The 18,115-nt window shown below is 44.3% G+C and carries 15 protein-coding genes and 1 tRNA gene; 8 read left to right on the top strand and 8 right to left on the bottom strand.

Annotated features, from left to right (window positions below; all coding sequences use genetic code 11):
* The first annotated feature begins 115 nt into the window (after positions 1 to 115).
* Positions 116 to 2,032 carry an ATP-binding cassette domain-containing protein gene (locus AC1RR2_RS05725; RefSeq protein WP_493221339.1) on the top strand — a complete coding sequence of 639 codons (1,917 nt, stop codon included), beginning with the start codon at positions 116 to 118 and terminating at the stop codon, positions 2,030 to 2,032.
* 86 nt (positions 2,033 to 2,118) lie between these two features.
* On the opposite strand, the gene murJ is transcribed toward AC1RR2_RS05725, so the two are convergent.
* The gene (murJ, locus tag AC1RR2_RS05720; RefSeq protein ID WP_493221338.1) at positions 2,119 to 3,672 is read right to left on the bottom strand and encodes a murein biosynthesis integral membrane protein MurJ; all 1,554 of its coding nucleotides are present in this window, start codon (positions 3,670 to 3,672) and stop codon (positions 2,119 to 2,121) included.
* A gap of 191 nt (positions 3,673 to 3,863) precedes the next feature.
* Here murJ and AC1RR2_RS05715 point away from each other — a divergent pair.
* Positions 3,864 to 3,954: transfer RNA gene (locus AC1RR2_RS05715), tRNA-Ser, on the top strand.
* 121 nt (positions 3,955 to 4,075) lie between these two features.
* Here the strand turns inward: AC1RR2_RS05715 and AC1RR2_RS05710 are convergent.
* From AC1RR2_RS05710 to AC1RR2_RS05700, 3 genes are all read right to left on the bottom strand, one after another.
* Positions 4,076 to 4,447, bottom strand: coding sequence for a site-specific integrase (locus AC1RR2_RS05710; RefSeq protein WP_493221337.1), 372 nt, complete (start codon positions 4,445 to 4,447; stop codon positions 4,076 to 4,078).
* Between the two features lie 514 nt (positions 4,448 to 4,961).
* Positions 4,962 to 5,243, bottom strand: a complete 282-nt coding sequence (locus tag AC1RR2_RS05705) for a type II toxin-antitoxin system RelE family toxin (RefSeq protein WP_493221336.1) — start codon at positions 5,241 to 5,243, stop codon at positions 4,962 to 4,964.
* Complete coding sequence (locus AC1RR2_RS05700) at positions 5,233 to 5,481, bottom strand: type II toxin-antitoxin system Phd/YefM family antitoxin (protein WP_493221335.1); 249 nt, start codon at positions 5,479 to 5,481, stop codon at positions 5,233 to 5,235. Before AC1RR2_RS05700 ends, AC1RR2_RS05705 begins: the two co-directional genes overlap by 11 nt.
* 695 nt (positions 5,482 to 6,176) lie before the next feature.
* Here AC1RR2_RS05700 and AC1RR2_RS05695 point away from each other — a divergent pair.
* The gene (locus AC1RR2_RS05695) at positions 6,177 to 7,976 is read left to right on the top strand and encodes a M61 family metallopeptidase (RefSeq protein WP_493221334.1); all 1,800 of its coding nucleotides are present in this window, start codon (positions 6,177 to 6,179) and stop codon (positions 7,974 to 7,976) included.
* A 158-nt stretch (positions 7,977 to 8,134) separates the two neighbouring features.
* On the opposite strand, the gene AC1RR2_RS05690 is transcribed toward AC1RR2_RS05695, so the two are convergent.
* Complete coding sequence (locus tag AC1RR2_RS05690; protein WP_493221333.1) at positions 8,135 to 9,757, bottom strand: M1 family metallopeptidase; 1,623 nt, start codon at positions 9,755 to 9,757, stop codon at positions 8,135 to 8,137.
* Positions 9,758 to 10,082: 325 nt separating this feature from the next.
* Between AC1RR2_RS05690 and AC1RR2_RS05685 the strand changes: the two genes are divergently transcribed.
* Positions 10,083 to 10,652: a hypothetical protein gene (locus tag AC1RR2_RS05685; protein ID WP_493221332.1), complete on the top strand. Its 570-nt coding sequence runs from the start codon at positions 10,083 to 10,085 to the stop codon at positions 10,650 to 10,652.
* Positions 10,653 to 10,855: 203 nt separating this feature from the next.
* On the opposite strand, the gene maiA is transcribed toward AC1RR2_RS05685, so the two are convergent.
* Positions 10,856 to 11,512, bottom strand: a complete 657-nt coding sequence (gene maiA, locus AC1RR2_RS05680) for a maleylacetoacetate isomerase (protein ID WP_493221331.1) — start codon at positions 11,510 to 11,512, stop codon at positions 10,856 to 10,858.
* 79 nt (positions 11,513 to 11,591) lie between these two features.
* Positions 11,592 to 14,126, bottom strand: coding sequence for a DUF349 domain-containing protein (locus tag AC1RR2_RS05675; protein WP_493221330.1), 2,535 nt, complete (start codon positions 14,124 to 14,126; stop codon positions 11,592 to 11,594).
* 277 nt (positions 14,127 to 14,403) lie between these two features.
* On the opposite strand from AC1RR2_RS05675, the gene AC1RR2_RS05670 reads away from it, so the two are divergent.
* Positions 14,404 to 14,889, top strand: a complete 486-nt coding sequence (locus AC1RR2_RS05670; RefSeq protein WP_493221329.1) for a hypothetical protein — start codon at positions 14,404 to 14,406, stop codon at positions 14,887 to 14,889.
* A gap of 19 nt (positions 14,890 to 14,908) precedes the next feature.
* Here AC1RR2_RS05670 and AC1RR2_RS05665 read toward each other — a convergent pair whose 3' ends face one another.
* Positions 14,909 to 15,577, bottom strand: a complete 669-nt coding sequence (locus AC1RR2_RS05665) for a DUF1345 domain-containing protein (RefSeq protein WP_493221328.1) — start codon at positions 15,575 to 15,577, stop codon at positions 14,909 to 14,911.
* Between the two features lie 197 nt (positions 15,578 to 15,774).
* On the opposite strand from AC1RR2_RS05665, the gene AC1RR2_RS05660 reads away from it, so the two are divergent.
* The 3 genes from AC1RR2_RS05660 to AC1RR2_RS05650 all read left to right on the top strand — a co-directional run bounded on the left by AC1RR2_RS05660 (position 15,775) and on the right by AC1RR2_RS05650 (position 18,054).
* Positions 15,775 to 16,095 carry a hypothetical protein gene (locus AC1RR2_RS05660; protein WP_493221327.1) on the top strand — a complete coding sequence of 107 codons (321 nt, stop codon included), beginning with the start codon at positions 15,775 to 15,777 and terminating at the stop codon, positions 16,093 to 16,095.
* Positions 16,092 to 16,958 (top strand): HDOD domain-containing protein, encoded by an 867-nt coding sequence (locus AC1RR2_RS05655; protein WP_493221326.1) that lies wholly within the window; start codon positions 16,092 to 16,094, stop codon positions 16,956 to 16,958. The genes AC1RR2_RS05660 and AC1RR2_RS05655 overlap by 4 nt, the downstream gene beginning before the upstream one ends.
* Positions 16,959 to 17,073: 115 nt before the next feature.
* Positions 17,074 to 18,054 carry a GGDEF domain-containing protein gene (locus tag AC1RR2_RS05650; RefSeq protein WP_493221325.1) on the top strand — a complete coding sequence of 327 codons (981 nt, stop codon included), beginning with the start codon at positions 17,074 to 17,076 and terminating at the stop codon, positions 18,052 to 18,054.
* Positions 18,055 to 18,115 lie beyond the last annotated feature (61 nt).

Genomic DNA, 18,115 nt, shown 5'->3' with positions numbered 1-18,115 from the left:
CAATCGCCCCTAAACGATGAAACCATAGGCAACTAGCGTACAATGGCGCCTTTCCTCGTTTTTAACGATCTTCATCTACACGCATCGGCTCTTTTTAGCTCGGCAGAAGTTTTTTATGGCAGTCATCTCTCTTAGTAACGCACAACTTGCATTTGGTCACGTTGCCCTCCTCGATCACGCAGAATTTTCCATCGAAACCTCAGAACGCGTGGGCTTAATCGGTCGTAATGGCACAGGCAAATCTTCACTACTCAAAATCATCGCGGGTAAATTTAAACTCGATGATGGTCTGTTGGTGATGCAACAAAACATCAAGATTGCCTATGTTGAGCAAGAGCCGCAATTTGATCCTGATCAGTCCGTGTTTGATGCAGTCGCATCTGGCTTAGGCGACTTACCTAAGCTATTGCAAGAGTACGAAGCGATCACAGGCCAATTTGGCGGTGATAACGACGAAGCTTTGATGGAACGCATGCACGACATCCAGGTGCAACTCGACGCGGCCGATGCCTGGAGTTTAGGCAATACCGTTGAGACAACTTTGGAAAAATTGAATTTATCCAAAGACGCGATCATGAGCACGCTGTCTGGCGGTATGAAAAAACGTGTGGCCTTGGCTTGTGCTTTGGTCAGTGCACCTGATGTTCTACTGCTCGATGAGCCAACCAACCATCTCGACTTTTCTTCGATTAAATGGTTAGAAGGCTTGTTGAAAGACTTTAAAGGTAGCGTACTCTTCATTACCCATGATCGTAGTTTCCTCGATAATGTCACGACCCGCATCATCGAATTAGATCGCGGCAAAATCACTTCCTTCCCTGGCAACTTCACGACCTATCAAGTACGCAAAGAAGAACAATTAGTCATCGAAGAAGTTGAAGCGGCGAAGTTCGATAAATTTTTAGCGCAAGAAGAAGTCTGGATACGCAAAGGCGTAAAAGCCCGTCGCGTGCGTGATGAAGGCCGTGTTAAGCGCCTCGAACAATTGCGTCTACAACGTGCGGCCCGCCGTGATCAACAAGGTCAAGTACGCCTCGATGTCACCACAGGTGAGCGCTCAGGCAAGATTGTCGCGGAGTTGGAAAACGTCTGCAAGAGCTTTGGCCCTAAAAATATCGTCGATAATTTCTCCAGCATTATTATGCGCGGCGACAAGATCGGTTTGATCGGTCAAAACGGTGCAGGCAAAACCACGTTACTCAAAATGATTTTGGGTGAAGATCAACCCGATAGTGGCACCGTGAAACAAGGTAGCAAATTACAGATCGCCTACTTCGATCAAATGCGCACGCAACTCAATGAAGAAGTCAGCTTGGCGGAAACCATTTCTCCGGGTAGCGACTTTGTCGAAATCAATGGTCAGCGTAAGCATGTCATGTCTTACCTCGGCGATTTCTTGTTCGCACCAGAACGCGCGCGCTCTCCAGTCAAAACTTTGTCTGGTGGTGAACGTAATCGTCTCTTGTTAGCACGCTTGTTTGCCAAACCAGCGAATGTCTTGGTGCTCGATGAACCGACCAATGATCTCGACATCGACACCTTGGAGTTGTTGGAAGAATTGCTGGAAGATTACGACGGCACGGTATTCTTGGTCAGCCACGATAGAACCTTCCTCGACAATGTGGTGACACAAGTCATCGCTTCTGAAGGTGAAGGCGTCTGGAAAGAATACATCGGTGGTTATACCGATTGGGAAACTTACAAAAACTCGCCAGCAGGCAAAGCAGTCGCTGCACCGGCTAAACAAAAAACCGATAACAAGTCACCAGTCAGTAGCATGACCGCACCTGCGGCCAAAGTGGAAGCTAAGCCGAAAAAGCTCAGCTACAAAGAGCAAAAAGAATTGGATGAGCTGCCGACTTTAATCAGTAATTTGGAAGCCGAACAAAAAACAATTTCTGAAAAACTCGCCGATGGTGATTTCTATAAAGACGCAACACCAGACGCCATTAAAAAGCTCAACGAACGCTTTGCAGAAATTGATGAATTGCTGATGGCAGCTTTAGAAAAGTGGGAAGCAATCGGCGGCTAAAACTGTCTGAAACCAAGTCAAAACTAAAAAGAGAAGCTCAGCTTCTCTTTTTAGTTTGGGGAACAACTAATGCCACAAATGACGAACTAACGCGACATTTTTCTAAATTCACGCAATCGAAATCCCATCACAAATAGTGAACTGAAATACACCAGCATGCAGGTACTAATAACGCCGCCCATGAAAGCTGCTCTTATCCAACGATTGCTCTGCAAGGCAATCCAATCGAGTTGCGCTGCTAATCCAAAGCCAACTAGCCCCATCAACAACAAAGCAACGCTCAATTTAACAAAGAACTTTAACCATCCTGCTGAAGGTGTATAAAGCTCGCGTTTTCGTAATCCGTGATAGAGCATCGCTGCGTTCACACAAGCACCCAATCCCACCGACAAAGCCAAACCAGCTTGGTGCATGAATGGCACAAATAAAACATTCATGACCTGCGTGATGAGTAAAACAATCAGAGCGATTTTGACAGGCGTTCGAATATCTTGTTGTGCATAAAAGCCCGGAGCCAAAATTTTTACCAAAATTAAGCCGGTTAAACCCACGCCATAGGCAGCGACCGCTTTCGCAGTTTCATTCACTGCATGGGCATCAAATTTACCATTGTGAAATAAGGTCGCGGTTAAAGCATCCGACAAAGTCAGCAAGCCAACCGCTGCGGGCAAAGCCAATAAACAGGTTAAGCGCAAACCCCAATCGAGCAAGGATGAATACTCTGTTTTATCGGCATTCGCTTTGGCTGCCGATAAGCTAGGCAGCAAAACCGTCCCGAGTGCGACGCCCAACATCGCAGAAGGAAATTCCATCAAGCGATCCGCAAAATTCAATTGAGAAGCGCTACCGTCAGGCAAAAATGAAGCCCAAGTTGAATTGATCATGATACTAATTTGTGTCGCAGACACCGCCAACACTGCCGGTCCCATCTGCCTCAAAACCCGCCTTACTTTTGGATCGCGCAAAGCGAAGGCGGGATTCCAAGAAATTCGCGGCAACATACCGATTTGTATCAATGAGGGAATTTGTATCGCCAACTGCAACAGGCCGCCAACAAAAACAGCACATGCCAGCGCATAAATTTGTTTTTCTTTTCCAAACAAGGCTAAAGAAAAGTAAGCTGCGACGATGAAACAAAGATTGAGTAAAACGGGCGTGAAGGCGGGAATCTTAAAACGTCTCCAAGTATTCAAAATCCCGCTAGAGAGCGCAACCAAAGACATAAAACCGATATACGGAAACATGATGCGCGTGAGATTGACCGTCAGATCAAACTTCGGCGTTCCCAAAAAACCGGAGGAAAACATTAGCACCAAAACTGGTGCCCCGATCACACCGATCACGCAGGTAAAAAACAAAGCCCACACCAACACAGTCGCGACATGATCGACTAACTCTTTCACTTCAGCTTCGGAATTCTTATTGCGATATTCAGCTAGAATCGGCACAAAGGCTTGAGAAAAAGCTCCCTCTGCAAACAAGCGACGAAAAAAATTCGGGATCTTAAATGCCTGCACATAAGCATCCATCATCGCCGTCGCGCCAAAATAGGCGCCAAACAACACATCGCGAATCAAGCCCGTAATGCGGGACAACATAGTCATACTGCTAATCGCAGCGAGAGTCTTTAATAGGTTCATGGGGCGAGATTATAGCCTTAGGGCAAACAAATTCAGCAGCAAAACTGCAATTAAAAAGCCATTGCAAATAGAACCGCATCAAGCCGTGACAATTACCGCTTTGGAAGAAAGGTTTTACAAACGAAGTTTAGACTGCTATAATTTCGAGCTTCCCAAATGGCTTGTATAAATGTAAGGCGTTTGACGAATTCGGAGAGATGGATGAGTGGTTTAAGTCACACGCCTGGAAAGCGTGCGTAGGTTCATAGCCTACCGGGGGTTCGAATCCCCCTTTCTCCGCCAGAATTTATATAAGGCTCTCCACGTGAGAGCCTTATTTTTTGCGCTATTCAAACTGATCGCGCTATTCAAAGTCCAATTTTCACCGAAGTGGCTCCACAAATTCAGTTTTTCCGCTGTACACTCATTCGGTAATTTTGCTATCCGCATGTGACAAAAGAGCGGCCGTATGTTCCAAGGTTTTAGCATCGCTAGCGCATTTAGCGCGCAAGTCATGCTCAGTAAGTTTCTCTGTTATCTTGGTTTCTGCCATTACACAAGCAAAAAATCCACGCCACAAGGATTCCCAGCCGCCTGCCCTACCAGTTGCCTCATTAAAGTTTCCTTTACCATTACGATTGCAAAATAGAAATTCTGATGATTGAATTGGTCGGACGTCCTTAGCCATTTTGACTGCTTGACGCAATTCATCTAACCATTTATCCCAAAGCTCTTGTATGAGTACAGGAGGATATGACTCATATACGCAAAATCGAAAATCAATGACAGATTTCATTAGGGAGCATCGAGCGAGCGATCCTCGCGGCACTAATTACTCTACGGAAAAGACCGCTTTCAACTCTCGGTGCGCGCCTGAAGCGACAATCGACACGGCAAATAAAAAGCCCCTTATTCACTAGGAAAACGAGATGACAAAATGAACGCGATTGATTTCCATCTTTCCAACTTTGATTCAGTAGGTAAATGCGGAAATGGTTTTGATGGCAGCAGCCACATCCGCCTTTGTGTACTATTGAATCGGGGGTGTCGCTGGAACACAAATGAATCAGACGTCAACTTGCTTTAAAGTGAAGAAACTAACGTTGACACAGCCGTGCGAATTCTGCAACACGGTTCTAGCTGTCTTAAAAGGCTTATGCTTATTAACGAATATTTATCAAACAATATAGAAACACAGCATAACTTGAGTAGCACAATATATTGCAAAGTTCACTAAGCTTACAAGCTCGAATTCACCAGACCTGCATTACGTAGTCTAAATCACCGAACAATATAAACACGTATCAGCACTATCGCTTCGCAGCAACCTGATAGACAGCGTTTCTTTCACGCCGCCCCACTGCAACAACAATGACGATAAGTTCGTTATCACGCACCTCATAAACGAGTCGGTAACCGACACTGCGTAATTTAATCTTATACCGATCTTTATGACCAGTTAGCTTTGAAGACGGTACACGAGGATTACTGAGACGCTCTGTAAGCTTTGCTTTAAATTGTTCTCGCGCGCTGCTATCGAGCTTGCGCCACTCTTTCAACGCTTCATCTAGAAAGCCAAGCTCAAAGATCATCGAGTTTCACCTTCACAATTGGCTGTCCTTTACGAGCATCTGCAATGGCGTTAAGTTCCAAATCCTCAAGTCTATCCATCAAAGCTTCATAAGTTTTTGCAGGAACGCAGTAAAACGCCGGCTCATTACGATTAAGAATGGCGACAGGCATACCCTCGCCAGCGGCAACTGTACCCATAGGATTCTTCTTGAGTTCTGAAACACTTGCTGAGGTTTCAGCTAGGATGAGATGAGGCATAATGCACCTATAGAGTCATTTAAAGCACCAATATTAGCATCATTAACAGGTCTTAACAAGAATAACAAATGCGACTTCATTGTCCGTAAAAATTGCGCTAATAAGAAATTGCGAGTCCAATAAAATCAAGCACTTTGGAAAGTTCAGACAGCAATTGAATAGCGCACTTAATTGGATGAAGACCCTTTATCCATGCGCCATTTCATAGCATGGACGCACAAGCTCATAGCCTACTAGGGGTTCGAATCCCCCTTTCTCCGCCAGAATTTAAATGCCAATTCTACGACCTTGGCGTTCATAAATTTCCTCTCCCTCAAAAAAACAAGGGATTTCAAAAAATTGAAAATATATTTTCTCTTAAGCTGAAAATATTGACTCTTCATAAACGCTCTAAAAAGCGAAAAAAAATGGCTGTCTGATAAATGCAACGCGAGATACAAAACGCTACACAAAGCACAAATAGGAAAAAGAAACCAGTTTTCGGTTAATTACATTCAAAGCCAAGAAGATCATTTCTCTAATTGGCCCCTCAAGTAATAAAAATAAATTTTCATACCCTACGCTTCATTGACAAGCCTCATTTTTGCCTGCATGCTTGCCTTGCAATGCTATTTTGCACAGATTAACTCCCACCAGCTCAACAAAAATATAAGATGAAAAAGACACTTCTTAGCTCTCTCGCCTTGGCATGTGCCATGGCAGCACCATCCGCTTTTGCTGATGTTCAGTATCAAATCAAAATCACTAATCCCACCCAACATTTAGCGGAAGTGCAGATCGACTTCCCTGCCGTTTCGGGTAAAACCTTAGATGTGCAAATGCCGATATGGCGCACAGGTCGTTACGAAGTCTTGAATTTGGGAAAAAATGTACGTCAATTTGTCGCGACGAATGGCAAAGGTAAGGCTTTGAGTTTTGCTAAAACCGACAAAGGCACGTGGCAAGTTAAGACACAACCCGGCGATACCGTCAAAATTTCTTACGAAGTGTATGCCAACTCTTTAGGCGAGCGCACGCAGCATATCGATGACACGCATGCCTACTTGGACGCCAGTGGCATTTTGATGTATGCCGCGCCGTTCCGCAGTCAGGCAGTCAAAGTCAGTTTGGACACGCCAAAAACCTGGATCTCGCGTTCCGGCATGGACAAAGGTAGCTGTGATCATTGCTTCGTGGCGAAGAACTACGACGTATTGATTGACTCTCCGATTGAGACCGGTGAACATGAATTCCATAGCTTCGATGTGGATGGTCACACGATTGAATTAGCGATCTGGGGTCGTGGTAATTATGACGGCAAAAAAATGGCGACTGACTTGAAGAAAGTTGTCGAAGAAGGCCGCAAATTGTTTGGTGCCTTCCCATTCAAACGCTATCTATTTATTGTGCACGCGACCGATGGTGTTGGTGGCGCAACCGAGCATATTAATTCCACAGTAATTCAAAAACCGCGTTGGGGTTTTGCGCCGCGCAAAGAATATTTGGGCTTCATCCGCACCGCCGCGCATGAGTTTGTGCACACGTGGAATGTCAAAGCCTATCGTCCAAAAGAGATGGTACCTTACGAATATCAAAGAGAAAATTACACTCGTTTATTGTGGATGGCAGAAGGTAATACATCGTATTTTGAAGAGATTTTGACTTTACGCGCAGGCATACAAACTCGCGAAGAGTTCATGGAAGAATTTGCCAAAGCTTTGCTCGCCTATGAACACCAGCCAGGCCGCTTCCAACAAAGCGCGGCGGAGTCCAGCTTTGATGCCTGGATCGACGCGGGCGGCGAGCGCGCGCGCAATGCCTCTGTCAACATCTATAGTAAGGGTATGTTGTTAGCGACCGCGATGGACATCGCCATTCGCGAACAAACCAAAGGTGCCAAAGGTTTTGAGCATGTACATCAATATCTGTATCAACATCATACCGTTGATAAAGGTGGCTACTCAGAAGCAGATGTACGTACTGCTTTAAAAACAGTGACGGGCAACGACTGGTCAGGCTGGTGGACAAAATATGTCGATGGCACAGGCGAGATTCCGTTCAGCGAATTGTTCACCCATGTTGGTATGCGTTATGTCGTCGAAGGTGGTAAAGACGATGAACAAAAAGAAGAGTGGTTCACAGGCTGGCGCACACGCGATACGGGTGAGCATCCCGTTGTAATCGAAGTCGAGCGTGATAGTCCAGCTTGGAAAGCGGGCGTGGTAGCGGGCGATATTTTGGTGGCTGGGAACGGATTGCGTCTAACTCCAAAAGATATCAACGACAAACTTTGGATGCAGCAACAAACGCCAATCAAATTGACCGTGTTTCGTCGTGATGAATTACGTGAAATCGCCTTGACCCCAAATCGTCAAGTCAAAGGCAAAGCGAAGTTAAAAGCTTTAGATACAGTAAATGATCAGCAAAAAGAATTGAACGCGCGTTGGTTAGGTGTGGCGTGGCCTGCGGCTAAACCTGCCGCGGCACCTGCTACTACCGAGAAGGCTAAAGAGTAAACTCTGCTGATTACGTAAGCGGGCGGCGGGATTGTGTAGTTTCACAATAGGCCCGCTTCGTAAAATTCAATACTTTGCTACAAAAAAGGAACGCCGGACACTTCATCGAAGTTGCCGGCGTTTTTTATCATTACCTCACTCAGTGGACTTCAATCAATTTACTTTGCTTCCACTTTCGCTTCCAATAACAAACGCACCATAGGATCCGCACTAATCAATTTTGGAATCCCGTTGACTGGAAATGTGAATTCCTGATTTTTTTGATTCACGCGTACCGTTTGCAATTGTATTTTTCCATCGCTCGCTTGTATCGCAATATCTAATGGGAACGCAAATTGCGACGACTCCTGGACTTGCTCAACTCTTAGCGTGACTACTTTTTTGCTCGAGTCAAAATGCCATTGCAACGCTAATTTAGGATATCCAGCTTGATGCAGCCATTGCTGAAAAAATGCGGCCAAATCTCTACCGGAAACTTGCTCCATAGATGCCTGAAAATCTGCACTCACGACATTTTTACCTGCAAATTTTGTATAGTACTGACGTATTCCATTCCAAAACACTTCGTCGCCCAACTCTTGTCTTAGCATATGCAAGACCCAGCCTGCTTTTTCATAGGTATTGGGGCTTAACACTTGTTTTGGATCTCGAATTTCGGTGTCGACGATAGGTCGATTGACCCGTTGATGGAAACGAATAATCTTTTCTCGGTCCGCCAGCATTTGCTTTACAAAGCGCTCGCGACCGTAGATATGTTCGATATATAGATTGGTAAAGTAAGTCGCAAAACCTTCACTCAGCCAAACATGATGCCAATCATTCTCGGTCGTCGAATTACCAAACCATTGATGCGCGATTTCGTGTGCGACTAAGGCCTCTTGTTCGCCTTTCCCCGTCACCGAATTTTCGAAATAAAAAATCGTATTGGCATTCTCAAGTCCGCCAAAGCGTGTTTTGGACTGCACGTTGGCCAGTTTCTTATAGGGATAAGGACCTACATTTTTTTGGAAGTAATCCAGGGCTTTCACTGCTACCGCATAATCATGAAATCCTTCTAAACGATTCTGCGGAAAGACCCAACTGGTGATAGAAACATCATTCAATTTTGCACTCTCTTGCATCGCAAAGCGCGCAACACCTATAACCATGACTTTGACCGCAATCGGCACATCCTCGCGCCAGTGCGTCAGCTTTCTATCGCCATCCAGACTACTTTCTTCGACCTTTAAGCCATTCGCAATGACCGCATAATGAGCTGGCGCGGTAATTAAGAATTCGACTGCAGCTTTATCGCTAGGATGATCAATCGTCGGCAACCATTGATGTCCCTGATCTGGCCAGTTATCCGCAAAAAATACTCTGTCACCATATTTATTTTTGCTGATATGCAAACCTGACTTAGGAATACCTTGATAGGTAATCTCTATGTTGATCAATTCTTTAGACGTGGTTATTTTGGGCAAACGAATGGTTAAGCGATCATTCATATGTTCAAATGGTAGCGAGTGTTCGCCCAACTTCACGTATAAGACTTGCATACCATGCATACCCTCAGTTTGACTCCCCAGATCAAGAGCAAACTCCTGCATAGGCGCAAGCGTGCGCATTGCAATTATCGCTTTTCCTTTGATCAATTCAGATTGATCACTTAACTCGATTTGGAATTTATAGCGCTCTATGTCCAAAGCGACATTCTTAGGATAAAAATCACGGGCCAGCGCGGGATTTGTCACAGCCATCATTGATAGCGCACATAACAGCGCACATAAAAAGCGTTTCATAAATACGTCTATTCCTTGCTCAAAAATGCGGGGTTTTAAAATGTCATTTGCTAATTGTTTTTTATTGTTGCTCGAACAGAAGTGAAAATTTAGCAAAAAGAAGGCATGGCAAAGCTTATCACTCTTGTTCGCTTCTGAAATGAAGTAATTTATGTTCATAATTCACTTTTTTTCACATCTGCCTACTTGTTTCCTATCGCTCTATCACATATGATTAAATCGTAATCCGTATTCTATATCCAAGTTCAGGGAGCTACTGATGGAACATCACCATAGCAGTAAACAGCCCGATTGGAATGCGCAATCAACGTCATCCTCAAAGACTATGAATGCGACCCCGCGCGGCAATTTACGCACATACTCTTCAGTAGTTTATGTGAATAGCGATAGTGCATTCTCCTCTGATGATGAAAGCGACGATGACATCGTATTTTTATCAGAAACTGATGGAGAAGAAACAGGCAGCAAGGCCATACTCCCTTGGAAAATATTGATCGCGGACGACGATTCTAATGTTCATGACACGACAGTACTGGCTCTAAGTGGTGTCGAGATCCACGGTAAACCACTAGAATTCTTACATGCATTCTCCGCCAAAGAAGCGCAACAAGTCGCAGAAAACAATCCTGATACATCTTTGATTCTTTTGGATGTTGTGATGGAAACCGTAGATGCTGGCTTAAAACTAGTCAACGTGCTACGCGACGACTTATCCCGTAAGAATCTTCGCATCGTATTACGAACAGGTCAGCCAGGATATGCACGAGAAAATCTAATGGGTAATTATGCGATTGATGGTTATGCGACCAAGTCCAAGCTAACCCGGTCCATCTTAATTAGTATGCTCAACGAGGTACTCGATGTTAATTTAGATAAGGATGCACTTCCGAATTAACTAATTAATTAACTACTTGCTTAACTCATTTAATCAAGTAAAAATATTACATAGATTTATAGTTAAGACTTACAAAAAATTGCGCTGGTTTGGCGTGGCAGCGGAGACTGTGCAATTGCGCGGCGAGATGAACAGCACAAGGCTGGCGTCTGTTTTGCGTAAGTCCTAATAGTAAAAATGCCAGGAAATTCTCCTGGCATTTTTTATTCTGCATCCGCTTGATTAGCTGGTGCTGCCCGGTCAAAAGCGTCTAGGGCCAAACAGCGTGCGTTAATTTCCATAATCTTAGGCATACCGCTTAAATCACATTGAAATCTTTGCGCGTTATACACCTGCGGAATTAAGCAGCAATCGGCCATGCCCGGCATATCGCCAAAACAAAACAATCCGCTACGCTTGTCTTGCGTAAGACGTTGTTCTATCGCAGCCAAACCCAACTCGCACCAATGTCGGTACCAAGCATTTTTCTGCTCATCACTTGCAGCAAAATTTGCACTCAGGTATTTCAAAATCCTTAAATTATTCACTGGGTGGATATCGCAAGCGATGGACAGGGATAAAGCACGAACATAAGCACGATCAGCAAAATCGCGAGGCAATAAGGCGGTATCAGGGTATTTCTCTTCCAAATATTCAAGAATAGCCAAGGACTGACTAATCGCAACTTCTTGCCCTTCATGCATATCGAGCAGAGCCGGCACTAAGGACTCAGGATTGATAGTCTTATAGTGCTCAGAAAATTGCTCGCCGCCATTTTTTACCAAATGCACGGGAATTTGCTCATAGTTCAGCGCTTTTAAGTTTAAAGCAATGCGAACGCGATACGACGCAGAGCTCCTAAAATAACCATATAACTGCATTTACTTCTCCTCATTCTAAAAAGACTATTCCCGTGCGATCTCTTAAACAAAGGGAGCCGTCAATAGGAATTTGTGGGTCTTACTGCACCATCAAATCGGCGCGAGCCAACACATTTTGCATACGTTGTTGTACCGCGACATCAGGCATCAGCGGAAGACTCAGCAATTGGTTCAACATCTCTCCTAGTTGTTTCTGATTCTGTCCATTTTTTAATGAGGACTGCAAGACTTCAACTTGTTTTTGCAAGCGTTCACGACTTAAATCAACCGGACTTTCCACACCGAGTAAAATTTCGAGGTGCAGCAATATATTGTCAAAGGCGGGACGATTGACGCTCATTTGTTGCCGACTTTGCTCCATATTGAAATTACTAGTAGAGGAATCTAGTGCATTACAAATTTGCTCGAAGCGTTGCTGCAAAGACTTAGTAATTATTGAATTGGGCAACGACGTATCACTCCATGCTTGCTTCAAGGCATGTAATTTTGTCGTTTCGGTGTTAGGACTCTGTAGTAACAATTCTAGTTGCAAACAGGTTTCGATTTTTGCCAGAAGGCGCTGAGATTTTTCCTGTTTCACTTTACTTTGTGCTTGTTGCAATTGCTGTTGCAATGCATCGAGCAAAGTTTGAAATTTTTGTTCTATTTTTTGCTCTTCAGCGCGTGGCACTTGACCAATCTGCCGCCAAGCCGTTTTTGCATTGCCAATCAAACTTGTTATCTGCGACATAACACTAAGATCGTCTTGCAGTGCCTGTTGTAGATCAGAGCAAATTTTTTCTTTCGCTTGTAAATTGTCCTGACGCTGTTTATCAGCGCTTTCAGCATTGGCACGTTTCTTTTCAAATACCGCATCACAAGCGGCACGAAAGCGCTCCCATAAAGCTTGCTCTTCTTTACGCGGCAAGGGAACACTTGCGGCTTGGACTTGCCAACGTTGTTGCAATTGCCGCAATTGATCTAAAGAAGCATTCTGCGCCCCGTCTAATTGAGCCGCCGCGAGTATCAGTTCTTCACGTGTGCTCACTTCTTCTTTTTGGCGTTGTGCTAAAGCTTGACGTATTGGCGCGAGCATTGTGTCGAAATCTTTATCTAGGCGCTGCTTGTCTTTACGATCCACAGGCCCCAAAGCACGCCAACTTTGTTGCATCTGCAAGATACTGGCAAATACACGCTTCCAGTCTGGCTGCGCATAGCCAGTATCGGCAGGTATAAGCAATGTCTGAGCCTGTTCTCGCCATTCATTCAAATGGCTTTCTGCTTGCGCCACATTCAATTTACGCTGCTCATTGAGCTCTTTAAAAAACTGCGCGGCTGGGGCATAGGCTGCATTGCAAGCGGCATCGAATCGTGTCCATAACTCTTTACTGGCGGCCCCAGTATTCGTTTCGGTTTGCTTCCATTGTTCGCGCAATGCGGAAACCGTTCCTACAATTTCTTTTGGGTCTAGCTTCAACCCCGCCAAACCTTCCGCTGTATTCACCAACTCATCACGAGATGCATTTCCACTCCATTTTGCCCAAGACAATAAATGCAGCAATTCTTTACGAGCCAGATTAATACGTTCTTTCAACTGCTGGCTCAATACCAAATTAGCATAATTTTGCTTGGTATCCACATCGCGCAATTCACGATCAAACTTACGTGCATTCTGGACACTACCTTGCTCTAGGGCAGCCTCCATCTGCTGCAAAGTTGACTCAATTTGCTCAATCGAAAGTGTTAGAACAGGCTTACTTACTTTCTTATTGATAGATTTAGCTGCCGCCTGAGCGACCTGAGTTGACTCATGCGCCACTCCATCAATTGCCGTGGTATCAGAAGACAATGAATGGTCTTGCGTTTGACTTTGTGTTTGCTCTGGTCGCTGCTGTGCAGCACGCCAATTATCTTGTAGTGCCTGCAGCTTAAGCTGAGATTCATTCAATAGGCTTTTAGGCAAAGAAGCAGCGTAAGGATCGGCGATGCAAGCATCAATAATGGCTTGCCACACCGTGAATTTTTCTTTCAAATCCAAGTCAGCATGATCGACCACAGCACCGATTTCCTGCACCAGACCCAATAGGCGTTGCTGCAATTGAATTTGACGATCGAGGCCTTGTGTCAATACCTGACGTTTTTCTTGAAACTGCGCGGCCAATCTAGGTAAGACCGATTTCAATTGTGCATATTGCTTATCCAAGTCAACGACTTGATTGCTGAGGATAACTGATTGTTGGAGCAAACGGTCCGCAGCATCAATGCAAGTCCGCGCTGCTAGTTCGTTCTGTGCTTGCTGAGAAATATCATCCAGTCGGGATTGCAGCAATTTAGCGACGCGTTTATCGAGCTTGCGCATCACTGGCAGTACTTTTTCCATGCCAGGCTGGCTAGTGATTTTTTGCGCGGCATGAAATCGTCCGTCCGCAAAATCACATTGCATTAACAAATCTATCAATACCGATTCATTATTAGCGGCAGCATCAATTTTTTGCAGATAAGACTGACGCGCTTGCTCTTTTTCCTTGTGTTTATCCCCTTCTTGCAGGGTTTTGCTTAATGTAACGATTGCTTGCTGATCGCTTTTCTTTACGGCAGAACGACCTGGTATCAGTTTAGAAATAAAATCAAACATAGGGAGGTATCAATAAAATAAAAGAGACTTAGGAAAGTAAGCATCATAGCAAGACTTAGATCGAAATCACAAAAATCCACGTGTTTATCGTTAACTCACTGAAAGTCTAGTATTCAATAAGACTGTAGATCTAGGACTTGCTCAGTTTATTGATGGACAAAAAAGAAAGCTTCTTCAATAAAAACGAATAGATAGAAATATTTTGTTTCAAATAGTTTGTCAGCTTATTTTGTTAACACACCGTTATTGCGGTACAGGTCAACCTCAGGAGCTTAAGATGAAACGAAATACCTTCAAAACAATACTGCTAAGTTTGGCGTTTATGGCTGCTGGTAGTGCCACACTTAACGCCAACGCTCATGATCGATATCCACCGGCGCAGTTATATTCACGACCAGCACCGGTGCAATTTTACGACTATGTGTACTACCCAAGTCATCAGGTCTATTTTTCGCCGCGCGCCCGCACTTGGTATTGGTCAGAAGGGGCACAATGGCGCTCAGGAGTGCGCCTGCCATTTGGTATCAACATCAATATTGGCGGCCTTCCTGTGCAATTGCGCTCAGCGCTTCCCTATTACGACCATGTCTATGTAGAACAGCGCTACGGGCGCCCTTGGCGTGCCGCGCACTACCGCTACGATCGCCGGGAACACCGAGACCGCGATGATAGATATGATAGGCGCTTTGATAGAAATGATCGCGACTTTAGGCACGACAGAGACGATCAAGGACGCCGCCACGATGGCCATCATCGTTGGTAAGTCGAAGTAAGAAAGCGTTTTAATTCCCCACGATACCAGCTGCGATGTTGATAGAAAATCCCAATATCGCAGCGTTATAAATAAAGCTCAAAACCGATTGCGCTAGCACGGTTTTTCGCATTTCGCGTGACATCACGGCTACATCAGATGTTTGTAGAGCGACCGAGATAGTGAATGAAAAATATAGAAAGTCCCAATAATCCGGATGTTCTTCGTGATTGGGAAAGAGTAAAGCTCGATGTTCTTTAGGAGAGCGATAAAACAACAAAGCATAGTGAAACATAAAAATCACACCGAGCAATATCCAGGCCCCGAATACTGTGGCGCCGGTAAATAGATATTTTACGATCCGCATTTCCCCAGTAGCGGCACGCAAATTACTTAGTTCAAATACGATAGCCAGCAAACTAACGGTGGCTGAGCAGGTCAAAATGAATAATACAGCGAGCGCACTGTTATCCTCACGCTCAGCCACTTTCACTACGCTCTCATGATTAGAACCACGCAATAACCAAACAACCAAAAATAAATAGACCCATACGGCCAGATTCCATCCTGCTAACGCCCTGCTCATGAAGCTCCATTCGTGTGGGAATATAAAGAATCCGAATAAGCCTAAGGCCATTGCAAATACAAATCGGGGACGATGCAAGACAAAATCTCGATATAAATACTTCAGGCGGCTCATGAAATGCTTCATTTTTTCCGATATATAGTTAAACAGACTGCTATAAATTGATCGTGCCAATCAACGCAGACCTGAATTAGATCTCAGCACTCAGGCGGTGCCGGGTCTCACGACAACATGACCTTAAGCCCGAATTACAACAACTTTTTATATTTCTCAAGAAAATCATTACACTGACGTCACAGGAGAATTCGCATATGAGCAAGAAACATCATTATGTACCCGTCTCAAAAGTGACTGCAGGTATGGTTTTATCTGAAAATTTATTAGATAAACTTGGACACATCCTACTACCGGCCGGCAGCACATTAACTGACAATACGATAAAAGCAATGGCGCATCATCATGTGCATCAGCTCGCTATTGTTCAAGTGGATAGCGAAGTTAATGACGAAACTGAGAACAAACAAAAAAAAATCGACAGATTAAGTCATATTTTCAAACACGCACCTTATGGTGACCCAACTGATACACTGAAAACATATATCGAAAAATACCGCCACGGTGATTTATCATGAATCAGTATATCCGGGATCATAACGACCTTGAGCTCTCGTTAGAAGAAGTTATTAATAAGATTAATGACTTACCGACCCTGCCTCAAGTTGCTCAGGAAATGTTGAACGATCTCAATAATGAAGATATCACTTTAAACACTATTGTAGAAAAAGTGGCATTAGATCAATCGCTGGCGGCAAAAGTATTACAAGTAGCGAATACATCTTACTACGGTGCAAACTCAAAAGTCGTCACCATTCAACAAGCGGTTTCGATGTTGGGAACGAAAAATCTGAAAAATTTGATACGTACCAGCATTTTCACCCGTAATCTTCCAATAGCTCATTGTCGCGGATTCAATAATATTGCATTTTGGCGGCACAACATTGCAACCGCGATTTGTGCAGAAGTCATTTCCCGCCATCTGCATCTTAAGCAAGATTTCGCATTCACCGCAGGTCTATTACACGATATCGGGCGATTGGTATTAGTCTCACGCTTCCCAAAAAAATATGAAGAAGTGCTTAAGTGTTCGGTAGAGAAAGATTGCAGCTTACTCGATGCAGAACGTAGCGTGCTTGGGGTTGACCACGTCGCGGTCGGTTTAATTTTAGCCTTACAATGGAACTTTTCAGATGCAATACAAGATGCCATTCGTGGTCATCATGAACCCAATGACAAAGAACTCAATTCCATTGCATCTATCGTGCATGTCGCCAATTCTATCGTTCACGCTTTAGACTTGAGTGGCGATGAGCATGAATTAGTACCACCGATTTCAGCGTTCGCATGGGACAGTTTGGCTCTATCAGAAGAAACTTATTTGGCAATTTTTCAGGAGACTGAGCTACGCTTCGAAGCTTTGAATCAAATTATTCAATAAGCATTCACAAGCGAGTATTATCTTATTTTATTTAGCACTTTAATTTAGCACTTTCATTCTGCGCAAATTAGGAAAAAATCTTGAAAACGAAGTTTTGCTTAATTCAGAGGTCGTCTTGGAACATATAGGTCATTTTAGAGATTCGGATTTTAAGGTAAATGACATTCAACTTTTTCACGGTTTGGCTCCCCAAGAAATTATCTCAATTCAACAGGCACTTAATGCCTGTCCAGTCGTGTCCGCTAAAGCAGGCGAGATCGTCATCGATAGTAATAGTTCAGGCGCCTGTTTGTACGTCGTTCTACTTGGCACCTTAGCGCAAGCAACTAATGTTTCAAAGCGTCAGTTAGAAAATGCCAGCTCACAGTATTTCGCAGGCGAATGCGTCGGTGAGATTTCGGTATTGAATGAAGAAACGTCGGTAGCCACAATTGCAGCAGTCAGCGACAGTCAATTGCTTTTAATTGATGCAGCTTGTATGTGGAAATTAATCGATGAATCAAATGGTGTCGCACGCAATTTATTACGACTTCTCTCTTTCCGGATTCGAGCCGCCAACGCCCAATTGCGCAATCGCCAAAAAGTGGGGGAATTTTATCGCCAACTTTCTATGGTGGATGGACTCACAGGCCTGCATAACCGTTCATGGTTGAACACGCAACTTCCCGGTTTGATCGAACATGCGCATGCAACGCAAACCGAACTTAGCATCATCATGATAGATCTCGATCATTTTAAGAAATTCAATGATCAATACGGCCATGTAATCGGCGATGAAGCCTTACAAGCAGCGGCAAAAGTGATCAATAATGGCCTACGGCCCAGTGACTTTGCAGCACGTTACGGCGGTGAAGAAATGTTAGTTATCTTGCCGAATACCACGAAAGAGTCTGCGCTAGTCGTCGCCGAGCGCCTGTGTGAAAAAATCCGGCATGCCCAGATTTTTTTAGATAAAGAAAAACCATTACCACATATCACCGCATCACTCGGATTGGCCAGCTTGCAAGTAGATCAAGACGGTCAAAACGTGATCGCTAATGCGGATGCCGCACTTTATCGTGCGAAAGAAAGGGGCAGAAACCAGGTTGCTTTATAAAAGCAAACGCCAAAAAAAAAGTGCTGCAAACCGCAGCACTTTTCATTTTTTGCTATCCAAC

Source organism: Undibacterium sp. GW821-FHT11H02 (assembly GCF_058808015.1).
Note: the sequence above shows the minus strand (reverse complement) of the source record. Positions and strands in the feature narration are given on the sequence as shown.

Bases quoted from the DNA above. Each gene is read 5' to 3' on its own strand.
- AC1RR2_RS05725 (WP_493221339.1), top strand. From the start codon at position 116: ATGGCAGTCATCTCTCTTAGTAACGCACAACTTGCATTTGGTCACGTT.
- murJ (WP_493221338.1), bottom strand. From the start codon at position 3,672: ATGAACCTATTAAAGACTCTCGCTGCGATTAGCAGTATGACTATGTTG.
- AC1RR2_RS05710 (WP_493221337.1), bottom strand. From the start codon at position 4,447: ATGAAATCTGTCATTGATTTTCGATTTTGCGTATATGAGTCATATCCT.
- AC1RR2_RS05705 (WP_493221336.1), bottom strand. From the start codon at position 5,243: ATGATCTTTGAGCTTGGCTTTCTAGATGAAGCGTTGAAAGAGTGGCGC.
- AC1RR2_RS05700 (WP_493221335.1), bottom strand. From the start codon at position 5,481: ATGCCTCATCTCATCCTAGCTGAAACCTCAGCAAGTGTTTCAGAACTC.
- AC1RR2_RS05695 (WP_493221334.1), top strand. From the start codon at position 6,177: ATGGCAGCACCATCCGCTTTTGCTGATGTTCAGTATCAAATCAAAATC.
- AC1RR2_RS05690 (WP_493221333.1), bottom strand. From the start codon at position 9,757: ATGAAACGCTTTTTATGTGCGCTGTTATGTGCGCTATCAATGATGGCT.
- AC1RR2_RS05685 (WP_493221332.1), top strand. From the start codon at position 10,083: ATGAATGCGACCCCGCGCGGCAATTTACGCACATACTCTTCAGTAGTT.
- maiA (WP_493221331.1), bottom strand. From the start codon at position 11,512: ATGCAGTTATATGGTTATTTTAGGAGCTCTGCGTCGTATCGCGTTCGC.
- AC1RR2_RS05675 (WP_493221330.1), bottom strand. From the start codon at position 14,126: ATGTTTGATTTTATTTCTAAACTGATACCAGGTCGTTCTGCCGTAAAG.
- AC1RR2_RS05670 (WP_493221329.1), top strand. From the start codon at position 14,404: ATGAAACGAAATACCTTCAAAACAATACTGCTAAGTTTGGCGTTTATG.
- AC1RR2_RS05665 (WP_493221328.1), bottom strand. From the start codon at position 15,577: ATGAGCCGCCTGAAGTATTTATATCGAGATTTTGTCTTGCATCGTCCC.
- AC1RR2_RS05660 (WP_493221327.1), top strand. From the start codon at position 15,775: ATGAGCAAGAAACATCATTATGTACCCGTCTCAAAAGTGACTGCAGGT.
- AC1RR2_RS05655 (WP_493221326.1), top strand. From the start codon at position 16,092: ATGAATCAGTATATCCGGGATCATAACGACCTTGAGCTCTCGTTAGAA.